This is a genomic window from Sphingobium sp. B2D3A, from assembly GCF_025961795.1.
GTDB lineage: Bacteria > Pseudomonadota > Alphaproteobacteria > Sphingomonadales > Sphingomonadaceae > Sphingobium.
In genome coordinates, this window is the sequence record NZ_JAOQOI010000001.1 from 399596 (window position 1) to 425349 (window position 25754).

The window sequence follows — 25754 nt, forward strand, 5'->3', positions numbered from 1 at the left end:
GTCGGCGCAATGCCGGAGAGCAACCGCCTCAACCGGCAGAGCGCACGAAATTCTGGCTGATCTGCTGGCCGGACCGCGCCAGTCTGCGTACCTCGGGCAGCCGGGACGCTTCATATCGCACGAGCGCGGCTTTGGGGTCGGTCCGCAAGGCCGCCGGGTCGAGGCAGCGCGCGAGGGTGAGAGCATCTTGCGCGGCGGTTGCAAAGCCATTGCCCGTCATTGGCGTGCAGACATGGGCAGCGTCGCCAACCAGACACATGCGGCCGGCGACGAGGCGGTCGGGACAATATTCCACGACCGGTGTGCCGAGCACCGCTTTGCGGGCGATACATTCCAGGATCGCATCGCGCCAGGGCGATGGCCAGTGCCGGCGCGCCAGTGCGGCCAGCTCATCGAACAGTGCATCCGGCATGTCGTTCGGGCGTAGCGAATGCCGCACCAGCGGGCCCTCGACCGCCCCTGTGCTGCGGAGGATTGCGTTATGTCCGGCGTCGTACCAGCCCCAGCCGACCCGGCGGCGGCCGCGCTCCGGACTGCCATCGGCGGCTGTCAGCGGAAAGCCGAGAAGCACATAGGGCCCGGACTCGAGAAACTCCAGATTGGGCGGATAGCGGACAGACAGCGCCGACTCTTCGGAAAAGCCGACCCAGGCCAGATACTCCGCGAAGACCGCATCGGGGCGCTCCGGACTGACCTGCCGCCGCACGACGCTCTGATAGCCGTCCGCGCCGACCAGCACCTTGCCGTCGAACCGCCGACCATCGGCGGTCCTTGCCCAGTCCCGATCCTCCGCCTCTCCCGTCGCTTCCACACAGGCGTTCTGCAGGACCACAATGCCCGCCCCGTCCGCCGCTGCGCGCAGACCGCGATAGACCGATTGCCATGCCTGGACGCCCGTCGCGAGCGCGCCCGTAGCGTGAGGACGCCCAGTCAACTGCTCGAGCAAGCCATAGCCGACCTGCAGCGCGGCCCCGGTGCGGTCGGTATCGGTCGAGCGCTCCAGGAGCGTGATCGAGAAGCCATGCCGCGACAGTGCGAGGCCGGTCATGAGGCCGGCAAGCGAGCCGCCGACGATCAGAATGTCGCTCATCCGCTCCGGGCTTGCCGACATCAGCTTTTCGGCGTCACCCAGACCTCGACGGGGGCGACGAACTTGCCGGGCGCCGGTTTGCCGACCTGCACGCGATCGATCGTCACCAGCTCGCCGCTTTCCAGATTAAAACTGGCCCAGGGCTTGGGCATGCGACCGAAGGTCATTTTCTGAACGGGTTGGCCGGTGGCCGAATTCATGATGGTTGCGATGACACTCATGGCCCAGCCGATAGCCATCACGGCGTGCCTCGGTCCAGCGATATTGATGGCCTGCCGACGCCGCGCGGGTACATCCGACGGGTTCGTTTGAAATTTCGCTTTTCCGGTGCGCGGATAGGTCCCGTATCTCGCGCCGACCCCGTCGTCCGGCCAAGCTAACGGGAAACTCGCTAGCCAATATAGTCTTGCGAGTGAAATTCGCTCGCGCCGGGGGCCGACCATCTGCCCATTTCAAAATACGAAAGATACGAAAGTAATTGACTTTCGTTGTCAGGCCCTGCGAAGGTCGCTCCATGGATATTGCGTATGATGTTCTGGTCGTTGGGGGAGGTATAAACGGCGCTGCGATTGCGCGCGATGCGGCGGGTCGTGGCGCGCGTGTCATGCTCGTCGAGCAGGACGATCTCGCCGCGCACACCTCCTCCGCCAGCACCAAGCTCATTCATGGCGGGCTGCGCTATCTCGAGCAATATGAGTTCCGGCTGGTCGCCAAGGCCCTGGCGGAGCGGGAACGGCTGATGCGTGCGGCGCCGCACCTCATCCGCCCGCTCGAGTTCGTATTGCCCCATGATCGCGGCATGCGGCCCATGTGGATGATGCGCATCGGCCTGTTTCTCTATGATCGGCTGGGCGGGCGCAGCAGCCTGCCCCACTCCCGGGCGATCAGGCTGGCCGGGGATGGCTATGGCAGCGCCATTCAATCTCGATTTGGCCGCGGCTATGTCTATGCCGATTGCTGGGGCGACGACAGCCGCCTCGTCGTCGCCAACGCGCAGGATGCCGCCGAGCATGGCGCGACGATCCTCACCCACACAAAATGCCTCGCCGCACAAAGGGATGAGCATGGCTGGCGCGTGTCCTTGCTGGGCACTGACGGCACGCCGTTCTCCGTGACCGCGCATGTGCTCGTCAACGCCACCGGTTCCTGGGCCGCTGATTTCCTGCCCGAGCGGGCCGGCGTTGCGGGCGCGGGCACATTGCGGCTGATCAAGGGTAGCCACATCGTCACCCGCAAGCTGTATGAGGGCGACCACGCCTATATCCTGCAGAATCCGGACAAGCGCATCGTCTTTGCCATTCCCTATGAAAACGACTTCACGCTGATCGGCACGACGGATGTGGAGTGGCAGGGCGCGCCGGACGTCGTGACGATTGACGCTGCCGAGACGGATTATCTCTGCAACTCCGTGAACCGCTGGTTCGCCACGCAGATCACGCCGCAGGATGTGATGTGGAGTTTCGCCGGCGTGCGCCCGCTCTATGACGACGCGACGACCAACGCGTCGGAGATCAGTCGCGACTACGTCCTCTCGCTGGATCATGCTTGGGGCGCGGCGCCGGTGATGAGCGTTTTTGGCGGCAAGATCACCACGCACCGCGCGCTGGCCGAAGAGGTGATGGACAAGCTCGCCCGGCACCTCCCGAACCTGCGACCGGCCTGGACAGCCACCGCTCCGCTGCCCGGCGGCGACTTGGGCGCGCGAGGGCTGGACGGCCTCATTGCCGACCTGCGGAAGAAGGTCGGTTTTCTGGGCGAAAGCACCATCCGCCGCCTGGCGGAGAGCTATGGCTCACGCATCTTCAAGCTGCTCGCAGACGTGAAGACGGCGGAGGACCTCGGCCAGCATTTCGGCGCCGGGCTCACGCAAGCCGAAGTGAATTATCTTCTCGCGCATGAATGGGCACGCTCGGTCGACGATATTGTCTGGCGTCGATCGAAACTTGGCCTGCATATGCGCAAGGAAGAGGTGGCGGCGCTGGAAGCCTATCTCGCGGATCATGCGAGGTTGGACGTCAACGCCGTCGGATAAATGACAATCGATAAACGTGGAGGGGCCAATGTCACCGGGGAAGGCATTTATTGGAGAACTGATCTCCGAATGCATTGCAGTGTTCATCATCATCACCATCGGCTGTTCTGCCGCCGCGATGTATTTTCTCTATGATCCAAGCCCTTACAGCACAGCCTATTTCGGGGTGTGCATCACCTGGGGCCTTGCCGTCACCATCGCCATCTATGTGACGGGCGCCGTCTCTGGGACGCACGCCAACCCGGCAGTCACCCTCGCGCTCATGATCTATCGCGGCTTCCCCGGGCGCAAGGTCGTGCCGTTCTGGCTGGCGCAAATCCTCGGCGCGTTTCTGGGTGCCGCCGTGGTCTACATGATGTTCTCGCCGGTGATCGATGCGTTCAACGCGACGCAGGGCGTGGAGCGGGCGGCCGGCGGCGCCGCCGGTGTGTTCTTCACCGCGCCGGGCGCGCACATCACACCGATCCGGGCGTTCTTCAACGAGATCGTGCTGACCGGCTTCCTGCTGCTCGGCATCTTCGCGATCACCGAGGAATATAACACGCAGGCGCCCGAGGCCAATTCGAGCGCGCTCATCATCGGCCTGCTGGTCGCCATGATCGGCGGCGGCGCGGGATATCTGGAAGGGTGGCCGATCAACCCCGCGCGTGATCTTGGTCCCCGCATCTTCGGCTATCTGGCTGGCTGGGGCGAATCCGCTTTCCCGGGGCCAGGCAATTATTGGTGGGTGCCTATCGCCGGCCCGTTCTGCGGCGGCGTGCTGGGCGCCAGCGTCTATCATTGGCTGATCCGGCCGTTCCTGCCCGCACGCCACAAGCGCGCCCTGCAGGAGACGATCCCCGCCGAGGCAGACGCGGCCAACTGACAATCGCGCCGCGCAGCCGGCGACCACAGGAGAGCAATCATGGCCCAGCCACCTTATATTCTCGCGATCGACCAGGGCACGACCTCGACGCGGTGCATCCTGTTCGATGCCGCCGCCAATCCGGTCGCTACGACGCAGCGCGAATTCAAGCAGCATTATCCCAATCTCGGCTGGGTGGAGCATGATCCCGAGGACATCTGGACCGACACCGTCGCCATGATGCGGGATGTGGTGGCCAAGGCCGGCGTCGATGTCGCGGATGTCGCCGCGATCGGCATCACCAACCAGCGGGAGACCGTTGTGGTGTGGGACCGGGCGACCGGCAAGCCCATCCACAACGCGATCGTCTGGCAGGACCGGCGGACCGCCGATGAATGCGCGCGGCTGAAGGACAGCGGCGCCGAAGAAATGGTCACCGCCAAGACCGGGCTGCTGATCGACCCCTATTTCTCGGCGACCAAGGCCGCGTGGATATTGGACGATGTCGCGGGCGCCCGCGCTGCCGCCGAGCGCGGCGAACTGGCGTTCGGTACGATCGACAGCTTCCTGCTCTGGCGGCTGACGGGCGGCGCGGTCCACGCAACCGACCCCACCAATGCAGGCCGCACCCTGCTGTTCAACATCATGGACCAGGCTTGGGACGATGAGTTGCTCAGCCTCTTCCGCGTGCCCGCCGCGATGCTACCGGAGGTTCGGGACAATAGCTGCATCTTCGGCCAGTGCGATGCCGACATTCTCGGCAAGGCCATCCCGGTCGCGGGGATGATCGGCGATCAGCAGTCCGCACTCTTCGGGCAGGGCTGCTTCCGCACCGGAATGGCGAAATCAACCTATGGCACGGGCTGCTTCGCGCTCATGAACATCGGCACGGAGCCCGTGCTCTCGAAAACGCGCATGCTCACCACCCCTGCCTATCGCTTGGCCGGAACGACGACCTATGCGCTCGAAGGCTCGATCTTCGTCGCCGGCGCGGCGGTCAAATGGCTGCGCGACGGGCTCAAGATCATCACCCATGCCTCGGAAACGGACGGCATGGCCACCCGCGTGCCGGACAGTCACGGCGTCTATATGGTGCCCGCCTTTGTCGGCCTGGGCGCGCCATATTGGGATCCGCACGCGCGGGGGCTGATCTGCGGTCTTACGCTGGATGCGACGGACGCACACCTGGCCCGCGCCGCGCTGGAATCCGTCGCCTATCAGACCATGGACCTGATCGACGCCATGAAGGCCGATGTCGGCGAAGGCGAAACCGCCTTGCGCGTCGATGGCGGCATGGCCGTCAATGACTGGCTCTGCCAGTTCCTCTCCGACGTGCTGGTCGCGCCGGTCGAGCGGCCCGCGATTGTCGAGACGACGGCACTGGGCGCGGCGTTCATGGCCGGGCTGGCGACCGGGGTCTGGAGCGGTCTGGATGACCTCGACCGGATCTGGACCCGCGAGCGGCGCTTCGAGCCCAAGATGCCGGAAGCGACCCGATCGACCGCGGTCGATGGTTGGCGCAAGGCGGTCGAACGCGCCATTTCCTGAGCCGCGCTTTCGCACCGCTGCTCCATGCCACGAAGGGCCGGCTGCGCAGCCATCACGGCCCGCCCGATGATGCCGCGCGCCGGGCTATAAGGACGCTTGCAACTCAAGGATCGAAGCGTCAGAACGCCGGCATGACGAGCGCATCCAACACCCGCCACCGCCAGATCCTGGATCTGGCGCGCCGCAATGGCAAGGTGACGGTCGAGGATCTCGTCGCCCGCATGAATGTGACGCCCCAAACCATTCGCAAGGATCTCAACGATCTGTGCGAGCGCGGTTATCTATCGCGCGTGCATGGCGGCGCCATTCTCGGCTCGGGCGTCGAGAATCTGGAATATGAGGCCCGCCGCCGCCTGTCCGTGGCCGAGAAAAAGGCAATCGGCAAGGAGGCTGCGGCCCGCATTCCCGATGGCGCCTCCCTGTTCATCAATATCGGCACCACGACCGAGGAAGTCGCCCGGGCCCTGGCTGGCCGCAGCAATCTGATGGTCCTCACCAACAATCTGAACGTGGTCGATATCCTCTGCCGTAACAGCGCGATCGACCTGATCGTCGTCGGCGGCCGGGTGCGTCATGCCGATCGGGCCGCGGTCGGCCCCACTGCGGTCGATTTCATTCGGAACTTCAAGGTGGATTTCGCGGTCATCGGCGCGTCCGCCATCGATGAGGATGGCTCGTTGCTGGATTTCGACCTGAACGAGGTGCAGGTCTCGCACGCCATCGTCGAGAACTCGCGCTCCGTCATCCTCGTCGCGGACAGCAGCAAGCTCACCCGCAGCGCGCCGGTCCGCATCGGCCACATCAGCGCCGTCGACATATTAGTGACCGACTATCTCGACAGCCCGGAACTCGCCGCAGTCTGCGCCGAGCATAATGTCGAGGTCGTCAACGCAATGCCCGAAAGCGCCACGACGGAGTAAGGCGCAGCGCAGGAGGTTCGTGGGGATCTTGAACCCCTCCTCCAAAGAGGAGGGGTTCAAGATCCCGCCTTAGCCCCTCACTGCCCGCGCGACGGCCGCTTCGACCACGGCGCGATGAGCTTCCACAACCGGTTCGAGCAGCGCGGCATCCACCTTGTCGATGGTATCGTCCTCAACATGGCACCAGCGATGGATGCCAAGGCCGGCGAAGGCATTCACATAGCCCCGGTCGATGATCGAAGACAGTTCGCCCGCGCCGCCGACGACTTCGATCGGCCGCTCATAACCCGCAAGCCCGCGAAACGCCTCAGTGGTCTCTTCCATCAAGCCCGGTGAGGTCATGAGGACGCGCTGCGGATCGGCGCAGGAGAGAAGCTGGTGATTGCGGCTCAGCACCTCATAGGCATCGCGGGTGGCCAGCCCGGCGCCCAGATGGGTCCAGATTTGTGTCTGGGCGGCCGGCGGCCCCTCGGAGAGAGAGTGGTGCGTGCCGGCGAAATCGAGCTCATGCCCGCCGGCGTTGATGGCGAAGAGGGAATGATCCGGGTAGCGGATCGCGGCCCAGCGACACAGCTCCAGAAAGGCGGCAGTCCCGGGCGCCCGCTCGCCGACGCTGACGCCCCAGCCCGAGCGGGGCGTGGAGAAAGCCAGCCACTTGGGGCCTGCCTCGCGTCGCGCGATGATATTGCTGCTGTGGCCGGTCGCGCTTTTCCCCGTGAGAATGAGGGTGAGGGGTCGGCGCGCGGCAACGGCCTCGGCGATGATCGGCAGGTCGCGCGGCGCCATCAGCGCGATGGGCACGTCGGCGATGGGCTTCAGCCGGGTGTTGAGCGCCACGATGCTGCCGGTCGGCCCGGTCGTCACGATGACGATCGCGGCCGGCTTATTGGGGATGACTCGATCTAGCATCGGCTTGACCTCGCCCGAGAAAATCGCCGCGTGGCGACCATAAGGCAGGACGACGATAGCGATCTTCCCGGCGACGCCCTGCGCCTCGAACGCGTCACGGACCAGAACGGCCGGGGCGGTAATGCCCTTCGCAGGCGTGGAGACGACGACCGGCTGGGCGGCCACCGCGACCCGCTTGTCCCCTGCGCGCAACTCCGTCACCGCCGGCTCGAATGTGGGAATTGGGAACTTGACCTCATCGACCTTGAAGCCGACCGTCGCGAGGCGCTTGCCGATCCACGCCGCGGTGGCAAGATCGCCCGCAGAGCCCGAGACCTTGCTGCCGAACGAGGCGTAGGTCTCCATGTCTTCACGCAGCTGCTTTTGCAGCGGAGACACAAAAGGCGCCGCGCCGGCGGGTGCCGGAGCGGATGCAGCCGAGGCCGGCGCTCCGCCAGCCCAGACGGCAACGCCCGCCAGCCCGACAGAAGCCTGAAGCATATCACGCCTGCTCTGCATCGATGTGTTCCTTCTATGGGTCGCCCGCAGGCGCTGGTTCAGTTGGCCGGGTCCGCCCGGTCCCAGGGCGCCACGGGCTGGGTGAAGGCGAGGAGATCTTCGATCAGCGCCTGCACCAGCGGCAGGCTCATTTTGACATTGGGAACCAGGGCTTTGAGCCAGAGAGATTTGACTGGAAAGTCCGGCAGCAACTGCACGAGCCGGCCAGCGCGCACGGCCTCGCGCGAGACGAACTCGCTCAGCATGACGATCCCCGCGCCCCTCAAAGCAGCATCGCGCAGGACGATGGCGGTGTTGACTGCAAAGCGCGAACTGACGTCCACCGCCAGATCGCCTGACTCGCTCTCGAAGACCCAGGTCCCGCCGATCGACTGCGAGTTGAGGCAATCATGCTCGACCAACTCGCGCGGATGCTTGGGGTGTCCCCTTCGGGCCAGATAGGACGGCGCGGCGCAGATCACCATCGGATGCTCGCACAGGGGAACATCCATCACCCCAGCATAAGAGGCGGCCATGGCGCCGATCGCCAGATCGAAGCCCTCCTCGATGGGGTTCACGGACCGATCGACCAGCATGAGATCGATGCTGACGCCGACATGGCTCTGCACGAAATCCGCGAAGAAGCGGCCGAAATAGCTGCTGGCCACCGTGGTCGGGCATTTGATCCGCAGATGCCCGTCCAGCGCCTGGCGGGATCGACGCGCGCCGGCGACGACATCGTCGGTCTGGCGCACCAGCGCGCGGACGCGCGGCAATTGTCGTTCGCCAAAGGCCGTCAGCTCGGCCTTGCGCGGCGTCCTGACGAACAGTACCGCGCCCAGTTCATCCTCCAGCCTCCCGATCCGCTTGGACATGACCGACGGGGCGATATTGAGCTTGCGCGCGGCAGCAGCGAGGCTGCCGCATTCAACCACGGCCAGAAAGGCGCGCATGTTGAGCAGCGTATCCATCAGGGCGCGCTCACGAATGGCCGCCCGCGCGTCATCATTTGAAAGTCACTCGCGCCACCGCAATCCCCTTCTCGCCGGAGACGGCATAATAGAGATAGATGCGGCCATCGTCGTTGAGAACGCCGGGATCACGCAAGGCATGCTCCGCGCCCGTCGCCATGCCCCCGCGCGAGGAGACCAAAGGCAGATTGGCGCCTTCATAGGCCTTTTCCGGGCGCATCACTTCCGTCGGCGTCGAAGCCGTCCACTCCGACCAGTCGGGCCGGAGATCGACGCTGGCATGGAGGATGCGTTCGGGCGAGTCCCCTACGTTGGTGTAGAAGACATGCAGCGTGTCGCCGATGCGCGTCACGCCGGCATGACGCATCTCATCGAGAATGCGCGGGCCGGCTTCGAACGGCGGCAGGAGCGACGTGGATCGGAAGAACTGGCCACTGCGCAGCCAAACCGGATAGGCGCTCGCCTTGTCGGCCATGCCCAGGCCGTAGCTGCTGCCCTTGTAGCTGAACACGCGAATATAGGGCGCCCCGAACGCGCCGGACGCAGCGGTAAAGCTCAGACCATCGGGCGAGGTCGCAACGAAGCTGCGCTGGGCATAGGGCCGGCCGCCATAGTCGCCGCCGGGAATCTCGGTGGCGCCATGATAATAGAGCACGATCCGCTTATTCTCTTCATCCACGACGGCATCGGGAGATGAGATGTGGTGCAGCGCCGAGGTCTGCTCCAGCCGTAAGGTCCCATCCTTATAGACGGTCCAGGGGCCTTCGGGCCGATCGGCATAAGCCAGGCGGATGTAGCCGCCGCGATGATGGCCGAAATACATATAATATTTGCCGAGCGGATTCTTGATCCAGCTCGGCACCCGGATCACCGACGGGCCGTTGATATTGTTGCCCAGATCGCCTTCCAGGCCCGGCATGTCCGGATAAATGACGGGGCCTGAGCCGATGCGCTCGGCCACCACGGCCGAGATCTTGACACTCTCGGTCGAGCGCGATGTCGGCGCCTGAGCCGTCGCGGGAGAGGCACCGACGAGGATCGGAGAGATCAGGAGGCTGGACAGCAGCCCGGCATATATTCGCTTCGTCCTGTTACCGCTGCGCATCTCTCTGATCCTCTCCATCGTCTCTATGGGCGCGTCAGGCCTGCCGGCTGGCCGCCTGCGCTGTCTGGCTCATCTCACCGGGCTGGTCATGCAGGAACACGCCCTGCCTGCGCAACTCTGCCTGCAGGCTGGCCACATCGAGCGCCCGCGGCTGGACGCCGGCGTTCACGCTGAGCGCGGCTGCGGCGCCAGCGGCCTGTCCGGTCAGCCAGCATTGCGGGATCTCGCGCATGAAGCCATGCGAGTTGGCATCGCAGCTGATGTGCTTGCCGCCCGCCAGCAAGCCATCGAGCTTGCGCGGCACCAGCGCGCCATAAGGCACCGAGATCACCGGATATTTGAGGCTGACCGACGGGCTGACCCCGACCTCGTCCGGGAGCGCAATGCCATCGGCCCACTGGCTGCGCAGGATCTTGCCCATGCCGGCCAGACGCCGTGTGTGCCGCACGCCAAGCTGCGAGCCGCTTTGCAGCATATAGCATTGCTCGAAGCCCGGCGCATGTTCGAGGAAGAACTCGCAATGCGTCTGCATGAAGCGGTGCGAGCGGATCTCCAGCTCGGTCTGGTCATCCACGTCCAGCGCGGACAGGCCGGACTGGCGCGGGCCGAGGAACAGCGCGATGTCGTTGCGCCAGGAGACATAAGGCGGCTGGAAGAAGCCGAGCCGCTCACGGCCCAGCTTGGCGAATTCGGCATATTGCTCGGGCTCATTGGCGCGGAAGGCCAGCCAGCGGTCCATGTCCACACCGCCCAGCATGAAGCCGGTGTTGGCGCTGTGGTGGACGTCGCCTTCCTCGATGTCGGTATCGAACTCGGCCCCGGCGCGCGCGAAGATGTCGCCATCGCCGGTGGTATCCACCACCACCTTGGCGCGCAGCGCCTGACGCCCGGCCTTGGATTCGAACACCACACCCTCGACCTTGCCATCGGCCACCATCGGCACCGCTGCCCAGCTGTGGAACACCAGCCGCACGCCGGCTGCCAGCAGCATCTCCTGGCTGATCAGCTTCAACCGCTCAGGATCGAGCGTGGGCGACCAGCAGACCGTGCCGTGGAACGCCGCAGTGCGCTGGCCCCAGTAGCTGGCCTTCTTGGGATCGCGCGAGCCCCAGTCGGCGCGCGGCGGCCCGGCGAGGCCCGCAGCGGGCAGGCGCCCCAGCACATCATTGGCAAAGCCCTGGATGACCTGCCGGCCGGTCCAGTCGGTCATCCGGTCGATCCAGATGACGAGGCCGCCGGTGGAAAGGCCGCCCAGATGATTGTAGCGCTCCATCAGCACCACATCGGCCCCGGCCTGCGCCGCCGCCCAGGCCGCCGCCGTGCCCGAAGGCCCGCCGCCGACCACCAGCACGTCGCAGCTGTGATACACCGGAATCTCGCGCGCAGGCTCGACCCAGGTCCCCGTGCCATTGGCCCGCGGCAGCACCCGACCACCCGTCTCGAACACGTCAGAGGCCAGAAAACGATCCTCCGACTGGCGAACTTCCTGAACTTTAGGTCTGTCCATAATCGGCGAACCATATCCTTTCTGGGGAGGGATGGCGCTGCGGGCGCCATCCCATGAGTGTTGGTGAAGCGCGGGCGCCCTTACATCTTGAACCGCAGGCCGACGCGGAATGCGCGCCCGACCTGATCGAACAAGGGCGATGCCTGGTCCGGGAAGGGCGGCGCGACATTGAAGATATTGTTCAGGCGAATGAACATCTCCCGGCTCCGATCGGCGTCCCGCGAGACATCGACCGTGAACGTCGCGTTGGTGTAGAAGGTGTTCTTCGTATCGTTGAAGTTGATGCTGTTCAGCGTGCCAGTCCCGACAACGAAATCATTGTCGATCTTGCCGCCCTGCAGCCAGCGCAGGTCCAGCGTGCTCGTCAGGCGGCCCAGTTCATGCGTAACGAGGCCGGACACGCGCCAGTGCGGCGTCACATATTCGCCCGCCCGTTCTTCCGTGCTGGCGGTGGACACGGCCGTGGTGGCCAATGTGTCCAGATATGTCCCCAGCAGGCGAATGGAGAGCGAGCCGGCACCCTGACCGAAGATATTCTCCAGCGAGGAGCGATAGGCGGCTTCGAAGTCGACACCCTTGGTCTTCAGGCGATCCAGATTCTCGAAGCGGACCGTCACACCGGTGATGTCGCCGGCCGGGGCACCGCCAGAGGTCGTGACAAGACCGCAGAAGTCGGAAATGCCGTCGACATAGCAGCGCTCAAGCACCTCGTTCGCCGAGATCGTCCCGATCACGCCCTTGATGTCGATATCGTAATAATCGACCGAGAGACGCAGGCCGTCCAGCCAGCGGGGCTGATAGACGATGCCCGCCGTGAGCGTATCGGCTTTTTCAGGATCGAGATTGGGATTGCCCAGAGATGCGACCTCGACCGTGTAGTTGGTCGACCGGCGCGGATCGCGAATGTTCTGGCGCGCCACCGTCGTCGGCGCGAACAGCTCGGCAAAATTGCCCGCCCGGATATCGCGGGACCGCGTGGCGCGAAGCCGCAGCTCGCTCGACAATTCCCACGTGCCGCCGACCTTCCAGGTCGTGACGCCACCCGATGTGCTGTAATCCGTGTAGCGCGCGGCGAGGTTGAGATCGAACGAGCGAATGAACGGCAGATCCTTCAACAGCGGGATCGCCAGTTCGCCGAACACTTCCTTCACATTGTAGCTGCCGGAGATCGGCTGGCGCGCGCCGCTCTGCCACTGGCCGGCCTGCGAAATGGCGTCCACCGTCGCATCGATCGACTCTTCGCGATACTCCGCGCCGAACGCGGCGTTGATCGGGCCGGCCCAGCCCTCGAACAGCGCACCATTAGCGCTGAACGCAGCGACTTGCTGCTTGGTGATGAGGTCGAAGCGCGACGTGCCTGTGATGTAGGCAATGGCTTCCTGCGAGGGCGATCCAAAGCCGAAGAGATTGAGCGGTGCGCACGCCGGGTCGTCATTGAGCGGATTGGCATCGGCATTCACGCGACAAACGATGTTGCTGCCGGAGCGCACGGCGTCGATCGCCTTGCGATAATTGATCATGTTGATCTGGCCGACATACTCCTGGACGAAGTGATTGCGGCCATATTGGTAATAAGCATCGAACGACCAGTCCCCGAGCGTGCCTTCCACGCCGACGACGCCGCGATAGACCGACGGCGAGCCGACATGTCCACGCACGGCGCCCAGGCCCTGCTCGCGCAGAGAGCGACCGAAGTTGAAGCAGGTCACGCCGGCGGCAAGCGCACGCGTGCGGAAGTCGTCGCTCAGATAGGGGTTGGTGATCGGCACCAGCACATTGCCGGTCTGCCCGCCGGGAATGGTGGTCGCCGAACAGGTGGGGTTGCCGGTGACGGAGCCCTGCTGACGCGGCTCGGCGAAATAACCATTGGTGATCGACCGCGCGAAGCTGCCTTCCGCGAACAGAGTGAGGTTGTCGACCACCTCATAGGAGACGCGGGCCATCGCCGAATAGCGCTCGACCGGCTGCTGGAGGTTGCCGCCGGGATTGATGATCTCGGTGTAGTTGCTCGTGCCGCCGATCATCCGGTTGCCGAAGACTTCGCCATAGCCGAACTGGCCGGTCTGCTGCCCCGGGAGGAAGGTCGTGCCACGCAGCGGGCCGCTGGTGATCAAGCCACCTTCCCACAGATCGGTGCGGCGCACGTCGTCCGCGTAGATGGTCGCAGGCAGGCCATTTTGCGCATAAGCCGAGTTGCCGGCGACGCCACGGCTCACCCAGGGGCGAGGGCGATAGGGCGTCTGGCCGATCCCCTCATTCTTGGAATATTCGCCGCCGATCAGAATATGGCCGCGCCCGCCGCCAAAGCTGGTTCCGGCCGCCAGCCCTGCCAGCACGTTCTGGGCATCGCCATATTGCGAAATGCCGCTCTGAACCGTGCCCTCGACGCCTTGGAGTTTGGACTTGAGAATGAGGTTGATCACGCCGGACACGGCGTCCGAGCCCCAGGATGCCGAAGCACCGCCGGTGACGACTTCCGTGCGTTCAATGAGAATGGCCGGGATCACGCCGAGGTCGACCGTGCCCTCCGGCGCGGTCGCGACATGGCGGCGGCCATCGACCAGCACCAGCGTGCGCTGCGCGCCGACATTGCGCAGATCGGCAACCACCGTCGCGGATGACAAGGCCCGCGCAAAGCCGTTGCCGGTCGTCGAAAAGGCCGGGATGAGGCGGAGCGCGTCATCGACCCGCGTCGGTGCCACGGACTGAATCTGCGCGGTGCTGATGACCGAGGTCGGCGTCGGCGCCGTGAAGCCGCTCGCCTGAATGCGTGAGCCGGTGACGACGATGTCCTGATCGGCCGCTGCGCCGGCAGAAGACGCCGCGCCGGCGACTTCCGGCTGCGCGCTCGTAACCTGGGCCGTCGCCGGCTCGGCGGTATCGTCGCTCACCTGCGCTAAGGCGCCGCTGAGGGGGCATACCATTGCCGCAATGCAAACGCCCAAATGGAACCGCGAACGGGCTGCGCTGATAGCTTTCATCTGATCCTCTCCCTGCTCAAGCTCTTATTGCGCATCGCCAGAACGAAGACCCGAACCAGCGGAGCTGGGTTCGACACGATTCCCGTCGGGGCCGAGCGCGATAGGATCTGCGGTACGCGCGAGAGGGCCAGATCAGAAGGCCATGTAGCTTTGGCGGTGCATTCTCGATTCGAGAACGCTCAAAGGTGCGTCGGCCTCCCGGGGCGGTCACCGCGAGCAAAAACATCTTCGTGAAGCGAGCGGCCTGCCGTTTCCGGCATGAAGTGCAGGGCAAGCAGCCCGACCAGACAGGCCAGCATCATATAGAAGGCCGGCATCAGCTCGTTCCCGGTCAGTGTGATCAGGCCGCTGCCGATGGCCGGCGCCGTGCCACCAAAGATGGAGGTGGAGACATTATAGGCGATGGCGAAGCCCGCGAACCGCGCGGCGGTTGGGAACAGCGCCGGGAATGTCGCCGAAATCGTCGCCAGCTGGGGCACATAGAGGAGGCCGAGGAGCACGAATGCAATCGTGGCGCCGAGGAAGCCCGTGCCCATGAGCAGATAAAGCGGCACAACACAGACCAGCAGGCCGATGAGCGAGAAGCGCCACATCGGTTTGCGCCCGATCCGGTCCGAGAGCGAGCCGGCAAAGGGCAGGAACAGCATCATGAACAGCATGCCGACAATCGGGACGATCAGCGCATGTTGCGCGGTGAGGCCGATGCGCCGCTCGAGATAGGTCGGCATGTAGCTGAGCAGCGTATAGTTGACGACATTGAGCGCGACGACCAGTCCGCCCACGACCAGCATCGGGCGCCAGTGGCTGTGCATGAGCTGGCGGAGCGAGACCGAAGGCCGCGCTTCGCTCTCATGGGCGCGAAAGACTGGCGTGTCCTCCATGCGCGAGCGCAAATACATGCCGACGAGCCCCATCGGCCCCGCCACCAGGAACGGAATACGCCAGCCCCATTCATACATTTGCGCCTCCCCGAGCAGCATCGAGAAGCTGAGCATGAGGATCGCGCCGAAGGAGAAGCCCGCCAGCGTGCCGAATTCGAGAAAGCTGCCGTAAAAGCCGCGCCTTTTGTCTGGCGCATATTCGGCCATGAAGGTCGCCGCGCCGCCATATTCGCCGCCGGTCGAAAAGCCCTGCACCATCCGCAGCAGGATGAGCAGCGCGGGCGCCCAGAGGCCGATGCTGGCATAGGACGGGATGAGCCCGACCGCGAGCGTGGCGCCCGACATCAGCAGAATGGTGAACGCGAGCACCGACTTGCGCCCCAGCCGGTCGCCCAGCGGTCCCCAGAACAGCCCGCCGAGCGGACGCACCAGAAAGGAGATGGCGAAGGTCGCGAGCGCGAACAGCACCGCATCATCCAGATCGCCCGGGAAGAGCGCAGCCGAGATATAGGTCACCCCATAGGCATAGATGCCGTAATCGAACCATTCGGTGGCGTTGCCTAATGCCGAAGCCGCGATCGCGCGGCGCAGCGTGGCAGTCTCGACCGGCTGGTCGGGGGAGGCTGATAGCGAGGAAGCGGTCATTCGGCGTGTCCGTCGACAGTGTTGGGGTCCAGCAGCGAGGCCATGGGCGTGGTACGCGGGACGATCTGGAAGTCCTGCTGATCCGGCGCTGGCACAGGCGGCGTCGAGGCCTGCCGCCAGAGGCCGAAAGCGAGCGTCAGGCCCGCGCACAGGGCGATGAAGAAGAACAGGCCGCCCACGGGCGCCGCGCTCATCAGCAGTGCCGCACCCAGCGGACCAGCAGCAGCACCGGCCGAGTAGAGCAGAACCAACCGCCCGCTCGCCGCGACGCGCTCGGCGGCCAGCAACCGATCGTTACAGTGCGCGACGCAGAGCGGATACAGCGCAAAGCTCAGCCCACCGAACAAGGCGCCGAGGACCAGCAGGTCCAGCCCGCGCGATGCCAGCATGGCGAGCATCAGGCTGACGACCAGCGTGGCGGTGAAGCAGCCGACGATCACGCGCCGCCGATCCAGCCGGTCGGACAGGCGGCCCAGCGGCCATTGCAGGGCCACGCCGCCGAGGATCACGATCATCATGAAGGTGGCCGTGGCGCTCAGGTCCAGCCCCAGCCGCCGTACATGGACTGCCGCCATGCCGTAAAAGGCGCCGAGCATCAGGCCGGTCGCCACCGCACCGACCGTGCCCAGCGGCGAGGCTGCGTAGAGTCCTCGTATCGTGAAGGCCTCTGCATCGACCGGCGCCGGCGCGCTGCTGCGGGTGAGGCAGAGCGGAATGATCGCCAGCGAGATGAGAATGGACGCGAGCAGAAACGGCGCGGCCGGCAGCGTACCACTGGCACCGAGCAGCAGCTGGCCCACTGCCTGCCCGAGATAGAGCGCGACCATATAGGCGGCGAGGATGCTGCCGCGCGTCTCCATCTCCGCCCGGTCGTTGAGCCAGCTTTCGAGGCAGATGAAGACCCCGGCCACGCACAGGCCGTCGATCAGGCGCAGGCCTGCCCAGAATGGCGCGGACTGGATCAGGGCATAAGAGAGCGTGCTCGCTGAAAGCAGCGAGACAAACACCGCAAAGGCGCGGATATGCCCCACCCGGCGAACGATCTCCCCGGCCCGCAGCGCGCCGACGACCAGCCCGGCGAAATAGGCCGTGGCCACCACGCCGATCACGATCGTGCCCGCCCCGGCCCGCTCCAGCCGCAGGCTGATCAGCGTCGACAAAAAGCCACTGCCCGCCATCAGCATGAAGATGGCGAGCAGGAGGCTGCGGACGGGCTGGATCGCGGCGAGCATCAGGGATGGAGCAGCGCGCGGATCACGCCGCGCGCCGGTCCTCCGTCAGGGCCGCGTCATCCTCCACCAAGGCGCGGTGGAGAGCGCCGACGGCGGTCTCATAATCCTCAACAGCGACGACGAACTGCACGTCGACATTGCGGATCTGGTGTTGCATCGCGATGATCGGCACGCCTTCATCCGCGAGCGCGCGCAAGGCATCGGCCAGCAGCCCCGCCCGCGAGATGTCGCTGCCGATCACCGAGACGATCGCCACCGGCTGGGCGGAGATCGCCGCATCGGGGTAGCGTCGCTGCAGATCCGCGATCACCCGCTTCACCGTTGGGGCGTCCGTCGAGAGATAATGGGTGATCGTGTTGGCGTTGGAGGCCTTGCTGACGATCCACGCGCCGTGGCGGGTCAACGCCTCGAGGATCGCGGCGTCATAGCCCTTCACCCCGACCATATCCTGCTCGAAGAACTGCAGGGCCTGCGCCTGGCGCACGCCGGTCACGATTTCAACGCGCGGCGTATCGGAGACATATTTGCCGCAGATGAGCGTGCCGCCATCCTCCCGGTCGAAGGTATTGCGCACGCGCAGCGGGATCTCCGTCTGGCGCAAGCCCCGCCCGGCGCCGGGGTGAATGGCCTCCATGCCCAGATTGGCGAGCTGATCGGCCACGTCATAATTGGTGCGGCCGATCTTGCGGGCCTTGTCCGTCCCGACGAGGCGCGGGTCGGCGCTCGAAAGGTGGAATTCCTTGTGGATTACCGCTTCGCGCGCGCCGGTCAGCACTGCGATGCGCGAGAAGGTCATTTCCGAATAGCCACGGGCATAGAGCCGCACCATGCCCTCGCTGCACCCGGCATAGCCGGTCACGATCGGCAGCGTGTTGCTGAGATCGATGGACGCGAACGCCTGCAGAATGCGCTCGTCCAGTTCGCGCATGTCCTGCTGGTCCCACAAGGTGAGATCGACGAACGCGGCGTTGACTCCCCGGTCGCGCAGCAGCAGCGCCGTCGAATGCGCGCTGTGCGCCTCGCCAAGGCCCGCCAGCAGTTCGCGCACTGTTACCAGTTGCTCCTTGAGACAGAAGCGGCCGTGGCTGCGCAGCCGCGCCAGATCATCGAGGCAGGCGGCGACTGTGGCAATCCGCATCTCGACAAAGGCGTCCGCTTCGGCGAGGCTTTCTTCGCGCACGAACATCCCGGCGTTTCGCGTCTTCATCGCGTCGCGCACCGCGTCCATGGCGTGGCACCAGCCATCGGCATCGTCATCCGCGACGAAGCGGGCATAGACTCCCGGCTCGCCGCTCTTCTTGTGTTCCAGCAGCAGGTCGGTCATGCCGGCATAGGCCGAGACGACGAAGATGCGGTTGTAGAGATCGGCGCCCTTGCGGCCGGCGATCAGCACATTGTCGAACAAAGTCGTCGTGGCGGCCATGGATGTACCGCCGATCTTTTCTACACTATGGCTCATGCCAGCGCCTCCTCCATCAACGGTCCCTCCACAGGCGTGATCGCCTGCGGCTCGCCCCGCGCGGCGATGAAGGCCGGGCGCGGCGTCTCGACGCCGAACGGCGCGACCAGCCGGTTGCAGACGGCATTGTAGACCAGAAAGGCATTGGCGCGCGGGAAGGGCGTGATGTTGCCATTCGACCCATGCATGATGTTGCAGTCGAAGATCACCACGGATCCGGGCTTGCCGGTCGGCGCGACGATGCCGAACGTGTCGGCCAGCTCGGCGAGATTGTCCTCGTCCGGCACGCCATATTCCTGCTTCTTGAGAGACTGGCGATAATGGTCCTGCGGCGTTTCACCGACGCAGGTGAGGAACTGGCGATGCGATCCGGGGATCAGCATCAGCGGGCCATTATGCGGCGTGTTTTCGGCCAGCAGCACGGACATGGACAGCGCCCGCATGCGCGGCATCCCGTCTTCCACATGCCAGGTCTCGAAATCGCTGTGCCAGTAGAATTCCTTGCCGCGAAAACCGGGCTTATAGTTGAGCCGCGACTGGTGGATGTACACCTCGTCGCCCAGCAGGAAGCGGGCGACCTCGGCCAGGCGCGCATCTGCGGCCAGCCGCCCGAGCACCGGGCTTTGCGCGTGGATGCGGAAGATGGAGCGGATCTCGCGGCTGCCCGGCTCGCTGATCACCGTTTCGTCTTCCAGCGCATCAGGATCGGCCAGCAGCTTGCCGGCGTGGCGCTGGAGGAACGCGACTTCCTCGTCGGAAAACAGGTCTTCCAGCACCAGATAGCCGTCGCGGTCGAAGCGCTCGGCCTGTGCGCGGCTGATGGGTGCGTCCTCGCTCCAGTCGCTGTGAACGACGGGGTCGAGGCGCGGCGAAAAGGCCGCCACGCTATCGTGGCGGGATGGGTAGAGGTCTTGCATGCTTCTCCCCCTTCTAATGGTTGAAAGGTGGTTCAGTCGGCGAGCGCGGGCTCGCGCGGGGCGCTGGTGTCGGCGGGATAGGCACCATGTTCGTCATGGACTTCCTTGCCGGTCACCGGCGGATTGAAGGTGCAGGCACACAATATGTCCGTCTCCGGACGCACGATGTGCCGGTCATGGTCGTTAAGGGCGTACATGACGCCGGGCGAGAGCTTGTGCGTCACGCCGGTACCCAGATCCTCGATGGTGCCGGTGCCCTTGAGGACCAGCACTGCCTCCAGATGGTTCTGGTAATGCATGTGCAGTTCCTCACCCGCGTGCATGGTGGTGACGTGGAAGGAAAAGCCCATATCGTCGTCCTTGAGCAGGAGGCGTGCGCTCTCCCACCCCTTGGACTTCACGTTGCGGTCCGTCTTGCGGATGTCCTGCAGCTTGCGAACGATCATATTGCGTATCTCCTCTTACTCTGCGGCGACGCCATAAGGGACGCTGAGCGCGGCCCGGATGCTCTCCTCGAGAATGTCGAGGCCGGCCGACAGCACGTCGTCCTCGATCACGAGAGGCGCGAGCACCTTCACGATCTCGTCATGCGCACCGCTGGTTTCGATGATGAGCCCCTGCGCAAAGCAGGCGGCGGTGATGGTTTCGGCGACCTCGCCCGATCCGACATCGATGCCGCGCATCATGCCGCGACCGCGGGTGGAAAGGCCATGTTCGGCGGCCATCGCCTCCAGCCGCCGCTCCAGCAGTGCGCCGCGCCGGGCGATGTCCTGCTGGAATGTGTCGTCGCTCCAGAAATGGCGAAGCGCGGCGGTGGCGGTCACGAAGGCATGGTTGTTGCCCCGGAAGGTGCCATTATGCTCGCCCGGCGACCATTGATCGAGCGCGGGGCTGAACAGAGTGAGCGCAAAGGGCAGGCCCATGCCGGAAAGCGATTTCGCCATCGTCACGATGTCCGGCGTGAAGCCCATGCCTTCGAAGCTGAAGAAGTTGCCGGTGCGCCCGCAGCCCGCCTGAATATCGTCGATAATCAGCAGCGCGCCGTGGCGCTTGGCGATCGCGGCGATCTTGCGCAGCCATTCCGCCGACGCGACATTGAGCCCGCCCTCGCCCTGCACCGTTTCCACCAGAATGGCAGCCGGCGCATCGAGGCCGCTCGACGGATCGGACAGGCGCCGTTCCAGCAGCTCGGCCGTGTCGACGTCAGGCCCATGATAGCCATCATAGGGCTCATGTGCGACATGGCTCAGCGGCACGCCGGCGCCGCCGCGCTTGGCGGCATTGCCGGTGCAGGCGAGCGCGCCCAGCGTCATGCCATGGAAGCCGTTGGTGAAAGCGATCACCATCTCGCGACCGGTAATCTTGCGGGCCAGCTTGATCGCCGCCTCGACCGCATTGGTACCGGTCGGCCCGGTGAACATGGCCCGATAATCCAGCCCGCGCGGGCGCAGAATGACCTCTTCCAGCGCAGCGAGAAAATCCGCCTTCGCATCGGTGTGCAGGTCTAGGCCATGGGTGATGCCGTCGCTGGCGACATAATCGACCAGAGCGCTTTTGAGCACCGGATGATTGTGGCCGTAGTTGAGCGTCGAGCAGCCCGACAGGAAGTCGAGATAGCGGCCGCCCTGATTGTCGTGCATCCAGACGCCCTGCGCGCGGTTGAACTGACGCGGCATGGAGCGTGCATAGCTGCGCACGCCGGATTCCCGCCGCTCGTAAATGGCGGTGTCGGGCTTGCGGGCCGTGGGATGAGGCAAGATGTTGGCGGTCATGCTGTCAGCGTTCCTTCTTCTGTTGCGGCTGCCAGATGAGGCAGCGGGCCGAGGCGCGCCTGCCACTCGGTGGCGTGCGCTCCGGCAAAATGTGGCTCGCGCTCAAAGCGCGCGGTCTTCTCGATGGGGACGTTCCACCGCCGCGCCAGTCCTTCGAACAGCGCCCAGGATGCGCGGTTGTCCTGCGTGATCGTGGTCGTGATGTGGGTCACACCATGCTGCTGCGGACGCGCCAGCAAGGCCTCGATCATCCGGCCTGCGAGGCCATGGCCCCGCATGGCGGCGGCGATGGCCACCTGCCAGACGAACAACGTCTCGGGCGATTGCGGCACGCGATAGCCAGACACCCAGCCCACCAGCGCGCCATCGCATTCCGCGACGGCACAGCTGTCGGCGAAATCGGTGCATTGCAGGAGGTTGCAATAGGCGGAGTTCGCATCCAGCGGCGGTGATGCGGCAATCAGGGCACTGACGGCAGGCCCGTCCGTGGCGGCGGGCTTTCGAAGCGAGATAGATCGCCCCTCGCGATCTAAAAAGTGCGCAGAAGCCCTTGGCGGCTCAAGAGCCGCTGTAGCTTGTCGATCAAAGATTGTTTATCTCCCGAATTATCTTTTCTGAGACGCGACGCTGCGCAGAGCGTCGTTCGGCGCCATATATGGCACTTATCTCGCTCACTTCAACCGGAAGAGGCAAATTTTAGTTCATCTGATAAAGCATATGCCCGCCCGCTCCCGTCGTTCCGCCGAATTGGCGTGGGACGCGCCTTGCGCTATCGACACGGCATGAGCCTCGATATTGCTTCGTCCACTTTGCGCGCCTTGCGACGGATTCTCCGCGCCACGGAGATCGGCAGCCGCCAGCTCGCCACGGCCACGGGCCTCACCCCCTCGCAACTGCTGGTGCTGCGGGAAATCGCCGCCGCCTCCTCCGCCACGCCAAGCGCAATTGCCCAATCGCTGCAGTTCAGCCAGGCCACCATCACGGCGATCGTAGACCGCCTTGCCGCCTTGGGCTTTGTCCAGCGGGAGCGCAGCGAACGCGACAAGCGCCAGTTCCATCTGCACGTTCTGGCGGCGGGAGAAACCGCTCTCGCAGAAGCGCCCGATCCCGTCCAGGCGACCTTTACCGAGCGCTTTTCAGCCCTGCCCGTCTGGGAACAGGCGATGGTCCTCGCCGCCACCGAGCGCCTTGCCATGTTGATGGACGCCGAACATATCGACGCAGCGCCTTTGCTCGACAGCGGCCCGATCGACCGGGCGCGGCCGCATTCATCCTGAGCGCTGATCCCGGCGCTTACAGAGCCTGCCGAACTTCCGCCATGGCGCGGGCGATGGCCGCCTTCAGCTCGCTCTGCGAGAACGGCTTGCCCAGCTTGAGGACGTTGAGGCCGCTATCCGTCGGCACCTCGCCATAGCCCGTGGCGAGGATGATCGGCAGGCGAATGTCCTCCGCCATCAGCTGCATGGCAAGCTGCACGCCGGTCATGTTCGGCATGGCCTGATCGGTGACGAGCAGGTCGATGCCCGGATTGTCCCGCAAGATCTTGAGTGCATCGGCCGCACAATCGGCTTCCCACACCTGATGGCCGAGATCTTCCAGGAACGCCGCCGTGTTCATCAGGATGAGCGGATCATCGTCCACGGCGAGAATTTTGAGCGGGCGAACCATGCCGTCCGCAGAAAGCGCCGGCTCCGCCTCCCGTGCGGGCCGGTTGGCGTCGTCGCTGGAGACGGGGAACCACAGCGCCGCCGTCGTCCCGATGCCGGGCGCGCTCGTCAGGGTGAAGGTGCCCCCGAGCTGGCGCACAAGGCCATGGATCATCGACAGGCCAAGACCCGTCCCCTTGCCGACGCCCTTGGTGGTGAAGAATGGCTCGGTCGCCCGCGCCAGCGTCTCGGCATCCATCCCCGTGCCCTGGTCTATGACCAGAATGCGCACATAGCTGCCCGGCGCCAGTTCGGCCGACTCGCCCGGCGCAATCCGCTTGGTATCCGTCTCGATCCGGATCGCGCCGCCATCGGGTGAGGCATCGCGCGCATTCACCAGCAGGTTGAGCAGCGCCATCTCGATCTGGTTGGGGTCGGCGACGATGAAGGGGCCGTCCGCAACGCCGTGAAATTCGAGCGGCCAGAGCGGACCCAGCGTCCGCTGCGCCAGCTCCTTGAGCCCGTCGAGCAGCAAGGAGACGTTGACCGGTTCGGGCGAGAGGTCCTGCCGCCGCGCAAAGGCCAGCATGCGCTGGGTCAGTGCGGCGCCACGCTCGGCGCCCTGCTGGGCATTGTCGAGGAGTCGCTTCGACATGGGGTCATCGGGAATCCGCTTGCCGAGCAGCGAGAGACTGCTCGTGATGGCCATCAGCAGATTGTTGAAATCATGCGCGACGCCGCCGGTCAGCTGGCCGATGGCTTCCATCTTCTGGCTCTGCCGCAGCGCCTCTCGCGCCGCTTCGAGTTCCGCATTGCGAGCCTTGGTTTCGCTCAGGTCACGGCCGACCGCGACGAAGTTCACGCCATCGGGCTCCGGCGCGACGGTCCACTCGATATGCTTCCAGCCGCCATCGCGCGTCGCAATGCGGTTCTCGAACCGCGTCGGCTCCCCGGTTTGGGCCATGCGCTCAATGGCTTCCAGCGTGGGCGGCATGTCTTCGGGATGCATGAAGGTCGCATAACCACGGGTGAGAAGCTCGGCTTCGGTCCAGCCCAGCACCTGCGTCCAGGCCGGGCTCACGGCGGACATCATGCCGGTGAAATCGGCGCGCGCGAGCATATCCTGCGACAAGGTCCACAGGCGGTCCCGCTCCGAGCGCGCGCGCTCCACAGCGACCTTCACGCGTTCGCCCACCTCCTGAACGAGCGTTTCTTCCTCCGCCGTCCAGACCCGCGGCGTGGCATTCTGGACCGCGAGCAGGCCCACCCACTGCTTCTCCTCGAACAGCACCACGTCCACGAAGGCGCCGACCTCGCGCGCGCCAAGGCCGGCCTTTGCCTCGGCGCTCAGGCGCGCGTCGGCCTGCACATCGCGCACCACCACGGGCGTGCCGACGCGATAGGCGTTCAGCAGATCCGGGCCGAAGGCTTCGAGCGAATGTTCGCCAACAATCGACCCGACACCGCGATGATGATCGCGCTCGACCGTCATTCGGCCGTTCGTGATTTCCGCGTAGAACACCCGGCTGGCCGAAAGATACGCGCCAAGGCGCTCCGCTGTCAGGGCGATGATGTCGGCGGGCGTGGTCAGAGGACGCAACGCGTCGGACAGCGACATCAGGAATGCGGTCTTGCGCTCAGCCGCGACGCGTTCGGTCGTTTCGGCGAGAATGCAGATGACGCCCGCCGGTTGGCCCTCCTCATCGAGCACCGGCGAATAATCGAGGTCCATCCACACCTGCTCGGGCCGGCCGTGGCGGTGCAGCGTTAATTCCTGGTCGCGATAATGGAGCGTCTTGCCGGCCAGGCCGACCTTCATGACATTGTCATTGAAGTCAGCGACCTCGCCCCATCCTTCCCGGACATTGGAGCCCAGAAGCTCGGGGTGGCGCCCGCCCGCGAAGCCGGAATAGGCGTCATTGTAAAGCATGACGCCCTCCTCGCCCCACAACATCACGATCGGCACCTGCGAGCGAAGCAGCAGCGAAACGGCGCATTTGAGACACGGCGCCCAGTCTTCGATCGGGCCGAGCGGCGTGGCGCTCCAGTCCCTGTCCCGGATCAACGCAGCGCATTCGCCCCCGCCAGCCAGGAAGGCAAGGTCGCCAGAGGCCAGATGTTGAGCGCGCGCAGGCATATTCTGGAGCATTCGTATCGAGATCCTATCGAGGGCCGCCTGCGAGATTTTGCCATCTGCGCCGATACGCCAAGGTCTGACGGTTTATCTCACCACCTACGGTCGCGAAATGCCATTTTGTACAGAGTCTGCTCGGCGCTTTCACCCAAAGACTAGCCTGTGCCCGCTCTGAAACAGGGAACAGGCTACAAACAGCAGAAATCTCGGGGCGTCTTGGAATGCAGAGGCGCCAAAAATGGCGGGCGCTGCGGCGTCATCCGACTCAGATGAGCTTGGACGGGAAGAAGTCTTAAGGGCGTACGCCCCACCCAGACTCAGTCCGCGTCGATCATGAACAGCGTGTTTTCCCGATATTTCGGGTCCATGCGGTCGAATAGCGGGTGGACATCGAACGTGGTCTCAAGAACGTCCAGTTCGCTCAGGCCCGCCAGATTATAGCTGCCGACCTTGGGTTCGCGCGGCTCGGCGCCGTCGCGGGTAATGGTGATGGCATCGATGAAGTAGCTGTCGTTGCGCTTGTAGAGCACATGCGGCGCGAGCACGAGCGCCAGCTTGTTGTAGCGGGCGGAAAGACAGCGACGCAGCGCGATCGCTTCAAAGATGCGACTATTGTCCATGGCCGGGCCATTGGCCGGTTTGTCGCCGATTATCAAGGCCCATGGCGTGTTTTGCCCGGCGGGC

21 protein-coding genes are annotated in these 25754 nt (G+C 65.0%); 5 read left to right on the forward strand and 16 right to left on the reverse strand.

Going from position 1 to position 25754, the window contains the following annotated elements:
• Positions 1-28 precede the first annotated feature (28 nt).
• Entirely contained in the window at positions 29-1090 is a 1062-nt protein-coding gene (locus tag M2337_RS01725) for an FAD-dependent monooxygenase (RefSeq protein ID WP_264571452.1), read from the reverse strand.
• Positions 1091-1110: 20 nt separating this feature from the next.
• A complete protein-coding gene (locus M2337_RS01730) occupies positions 1111-1311 on the reverse strand; it encodes a hypothetical protein (RefSeq protein WP_181561543.1) in 201 nt (66 codons plus the stop codon).
• Positions 1312-1604: 293 nt separating this feature from the next.
• Here M2337_RS01730 and glpD point away from each other — a divergent pair, with 293 nt between their 5' ends.
• The 4 genes from glpD (at position 1605) to M2337_RS01750 (ending at position 6434) form a co-directional block, all read left to right on the forward strand.
• Complete coding sequence (glpD, locus tag M2337_RS01735; RefSeq protein WP_264571453.1) at positions 1605-3122, forward strand: glycerol-3-phosphate dehydrogenase; 1518 nt, start codon at positions 1605-1607, stop codon at positions 3120-3122.
• Positions 3123-3150: 28 nt separating this feature from the next.
• On the forward strand, positions 3151-3987 hold the full coding sequence (locus tag M2337_RS01740; protein ID WP_264571454.1) for an MIP/aquaporin family protein: 837 nt from the start codon (positions 3151-3153) through the stop codon (positions 3985-3987).
• A gap of 39 nt (positions 3988-4026) precedes the next feature.
• Entirely contained in the window at positions 4027-5514 is a 1488-nt protein-coding gene (gene glpK / locus M2337_RS01745; RefSeq protein ID WP_264571455.1) for a glycerol kinase GlpK, read from the forward strand.
• 131 nt (positions 5515-5645) lie between these two features.
• Complete coding sequence (locus tag M2337_RS01750; RefSeq protein WP_264571456.1) at positions 5646-6434, forward strand: DeoR/GlpR family DNA-binding transcription regulator; 789 nt, start codon at positions 5646-5648, stop codon at positions 6432-6434.
• Between the two features lie 69 nt (positions 6435-6503).
• Here M2337_RS01750 and M2337_RS01755 read toward each other — a convergent pair whose 3' ends face one another.
• The 12 genes from M2337_RS01755 to ectA form a co-directional block, all read right to left on the reverse strand.
• The gene (locus tag M2337_RS01755; protein WP_264571457.1) at positions 6504-7823 is read right to left on the reverse strand and encodes a hypothetical protein; all 1320 of its coding nucleotides are present in this window, start codon (positions 7821-7823) and stop codon (positions 6504-6506) included.
• 56 nt (positions 7824-7879) lie between these two features.
• Positions 7880-8791 carry a LysR family transcriptional regulator gene (locus tag M2337_RS01760; protein WP_264571458.1) on the reverse strand — a complete coding sequence of 304 codons (912 nt, stop codon included), beginning with the start codon at positions 8789-8791 and terminating at the stop codon, positions 7880-7882.
• 34 nt (positions 8792-8825) lie between these two features.
• Positions 8826-9896 carry a hypothetical protein gene (locus M2337_RS01765; protein ID WP_264571459.1) on the reverse strand — a complete coding sequence of 357 codons (1071 nt, stop codon included), beginning with the start codon at positions 9894-9896 and terminating at the stop codon, positions 8826-8828.
• Positions 9897-9930: 34 nt separating this feature from the next.
• Positions 9931-11403 (reverse strand): FAD-dependent oxidoreductase, encoded by a 1473-nt coding sequence (locus tag M2337_RS01770; protein WP_181560826.1) that lies wholly within the window; start codon positions 11401-11403, stop codon positions 9931-9933.
• Positions 11404-11483: 80 nt separating this feature from the next.
• On the reverse strand, positions 11484-14294 hold the full coding sequence (locus M2337_RS01775) for a TonB-dependent receptor plug domain-containing protein (protein ID WP_264571460.1): 2811 nt from the start codon (positions 14292-14294) through the stop codon (positions 11484-11486).
• Between the two features lie 269 nt (positions 14295-14563).
• Complete coding sequence (locus M2337_RS01780) at positions 14564-15910, reverse strand: MFS transporter (RefSeq protein WP_264571461.1); 1347 nt, start codon at positions 15908-15910, stop codon at positions 14564-14566.
• On the reverse strand, positions 15907-17142 hold the full coding sequence (locus M2337_RS01785) for an MFS transporter (RefSeq protein ID WP_264571462.1): 1236 nt from the start codon (positions 17140-17142) through the stop codon (positions 15907-15909). The genes M2337_RS01780 and M2337_RS01785 overlap by 4 nt, the downstream gene beginning before the upstream one ends.
• A 22-nt stretch (positions 17143-17164) precedes the next feature.
• Complete coding sequence (locus M2337_RS01790) at positions 17165-18601, reverse strand: aspartate kinase (RefSeq protein WP_264571463.1); 1437 nt, start codon at positions 18599-18601, stop codon at positions 17165-17167.
• Positions 18598-19518 carry an ectoine hydroxylase gene (gene thpD / locus M2337_RS01795; protein ID WP_264571464.1) on the reverse strand — a complete coding sequence of 307 codons (921 nt, stop codon included), beginning with the start codon at positions 19516-19518 and terminating at the stop codon, positions 18598-18600. Before thpD ends, M2337_RS01790 begins: the two co-directional genes overlap by 4 nt.
• A 32-nt stretch (positions 19519-19550) precedes the next feature.
• Complete coding sequence (locus M2337_RS01800) at positions 19551-19964, reverse strand: ectoine synthase (RefSeq protein ID WP_264571465.1); 414 nt, start codon at positions 19962-19964, stop codon at positions 19551-19553.
• 15 nt (positions 19965-19979) lie between these two features.
• Positions 19980-21290: a diaminobutyrate--2-oxoglutarate transaminase gene (ectB, locus tag M2337_RS01805; RefSeq protein ID WP_264571466.1), complete on the reverse strand. Its 1311-nt coding sequence runs from the start codon at positions 21288-21290 to the stop codon at positions 19980-19982.
• Positions 21287-21802 carry a diaminobutyrate acetyltransferase gene (ectA, locus tag M2337_RS01810; RefSeq protein ID WP_264572314.1) on the reverse strand — a complete coding sequence of 172 codons (516 nt, stop codon included), beginning with the start codon at positions 21800-21802 and terminating at the stop codon, positions 21287-21289. The genes ectB and ectA overlap by 4 nt, the downstream gene beginning before the upstream one ends.
• A 270-nt stretch (positions 21803-22072) precedes the next feature.
• Here ectA and M2337_RS01815 point away from each other — a divergent pair, with 270 nt between their 5' ends.
• The gene (locus M2337_RS01815; RefSeq protein WP_264572315.1) at positions 22073-22567 is read left to right on the forward strand and encodes a MarR family winged helix-turn-helix transcriptional regulator; all 495 of its coding nucleotides are present in this window, start codon (positions 22073-22075) and stop codon (positions 22565-22567) included.
• A gap of 16 nt (positions 22568-22583) precedes the next feature.
• Here the strand turns inward: M2337_RS01815 and M2337_RS01820 are convergent, their stop codons facing one another.
• Together M2337_RS01820 and M2337_RS01825 are read right to left on the reverse strand one after the other, a co-directional pair.
• Positions 22584-25073 carry a PAS domain S-box protein gene (locus tag M2337_RS01820; RefSeq protein WP_264571467.1) on the reverse strand — a complete coding sequence of 830 codons (2490 nt, stop codon included), beginning with the start codon at positions 25071-25073 and terminating at the stop codon, positions 22584-22586.
• Positions 25074-25387: 314 nt separating this feature from the next.
• A complete protein-coding gene (locus tag M2337_RS01825) occupies positions 25388-25690 on the reverse strand; it encodes a hypothetical protein (RefSeq protein ID WP_181560836.1) in 303 nt (100 codons plus the stop codon).
• Positions 25691-25754 lie beyond the last annotated feature (64 nt).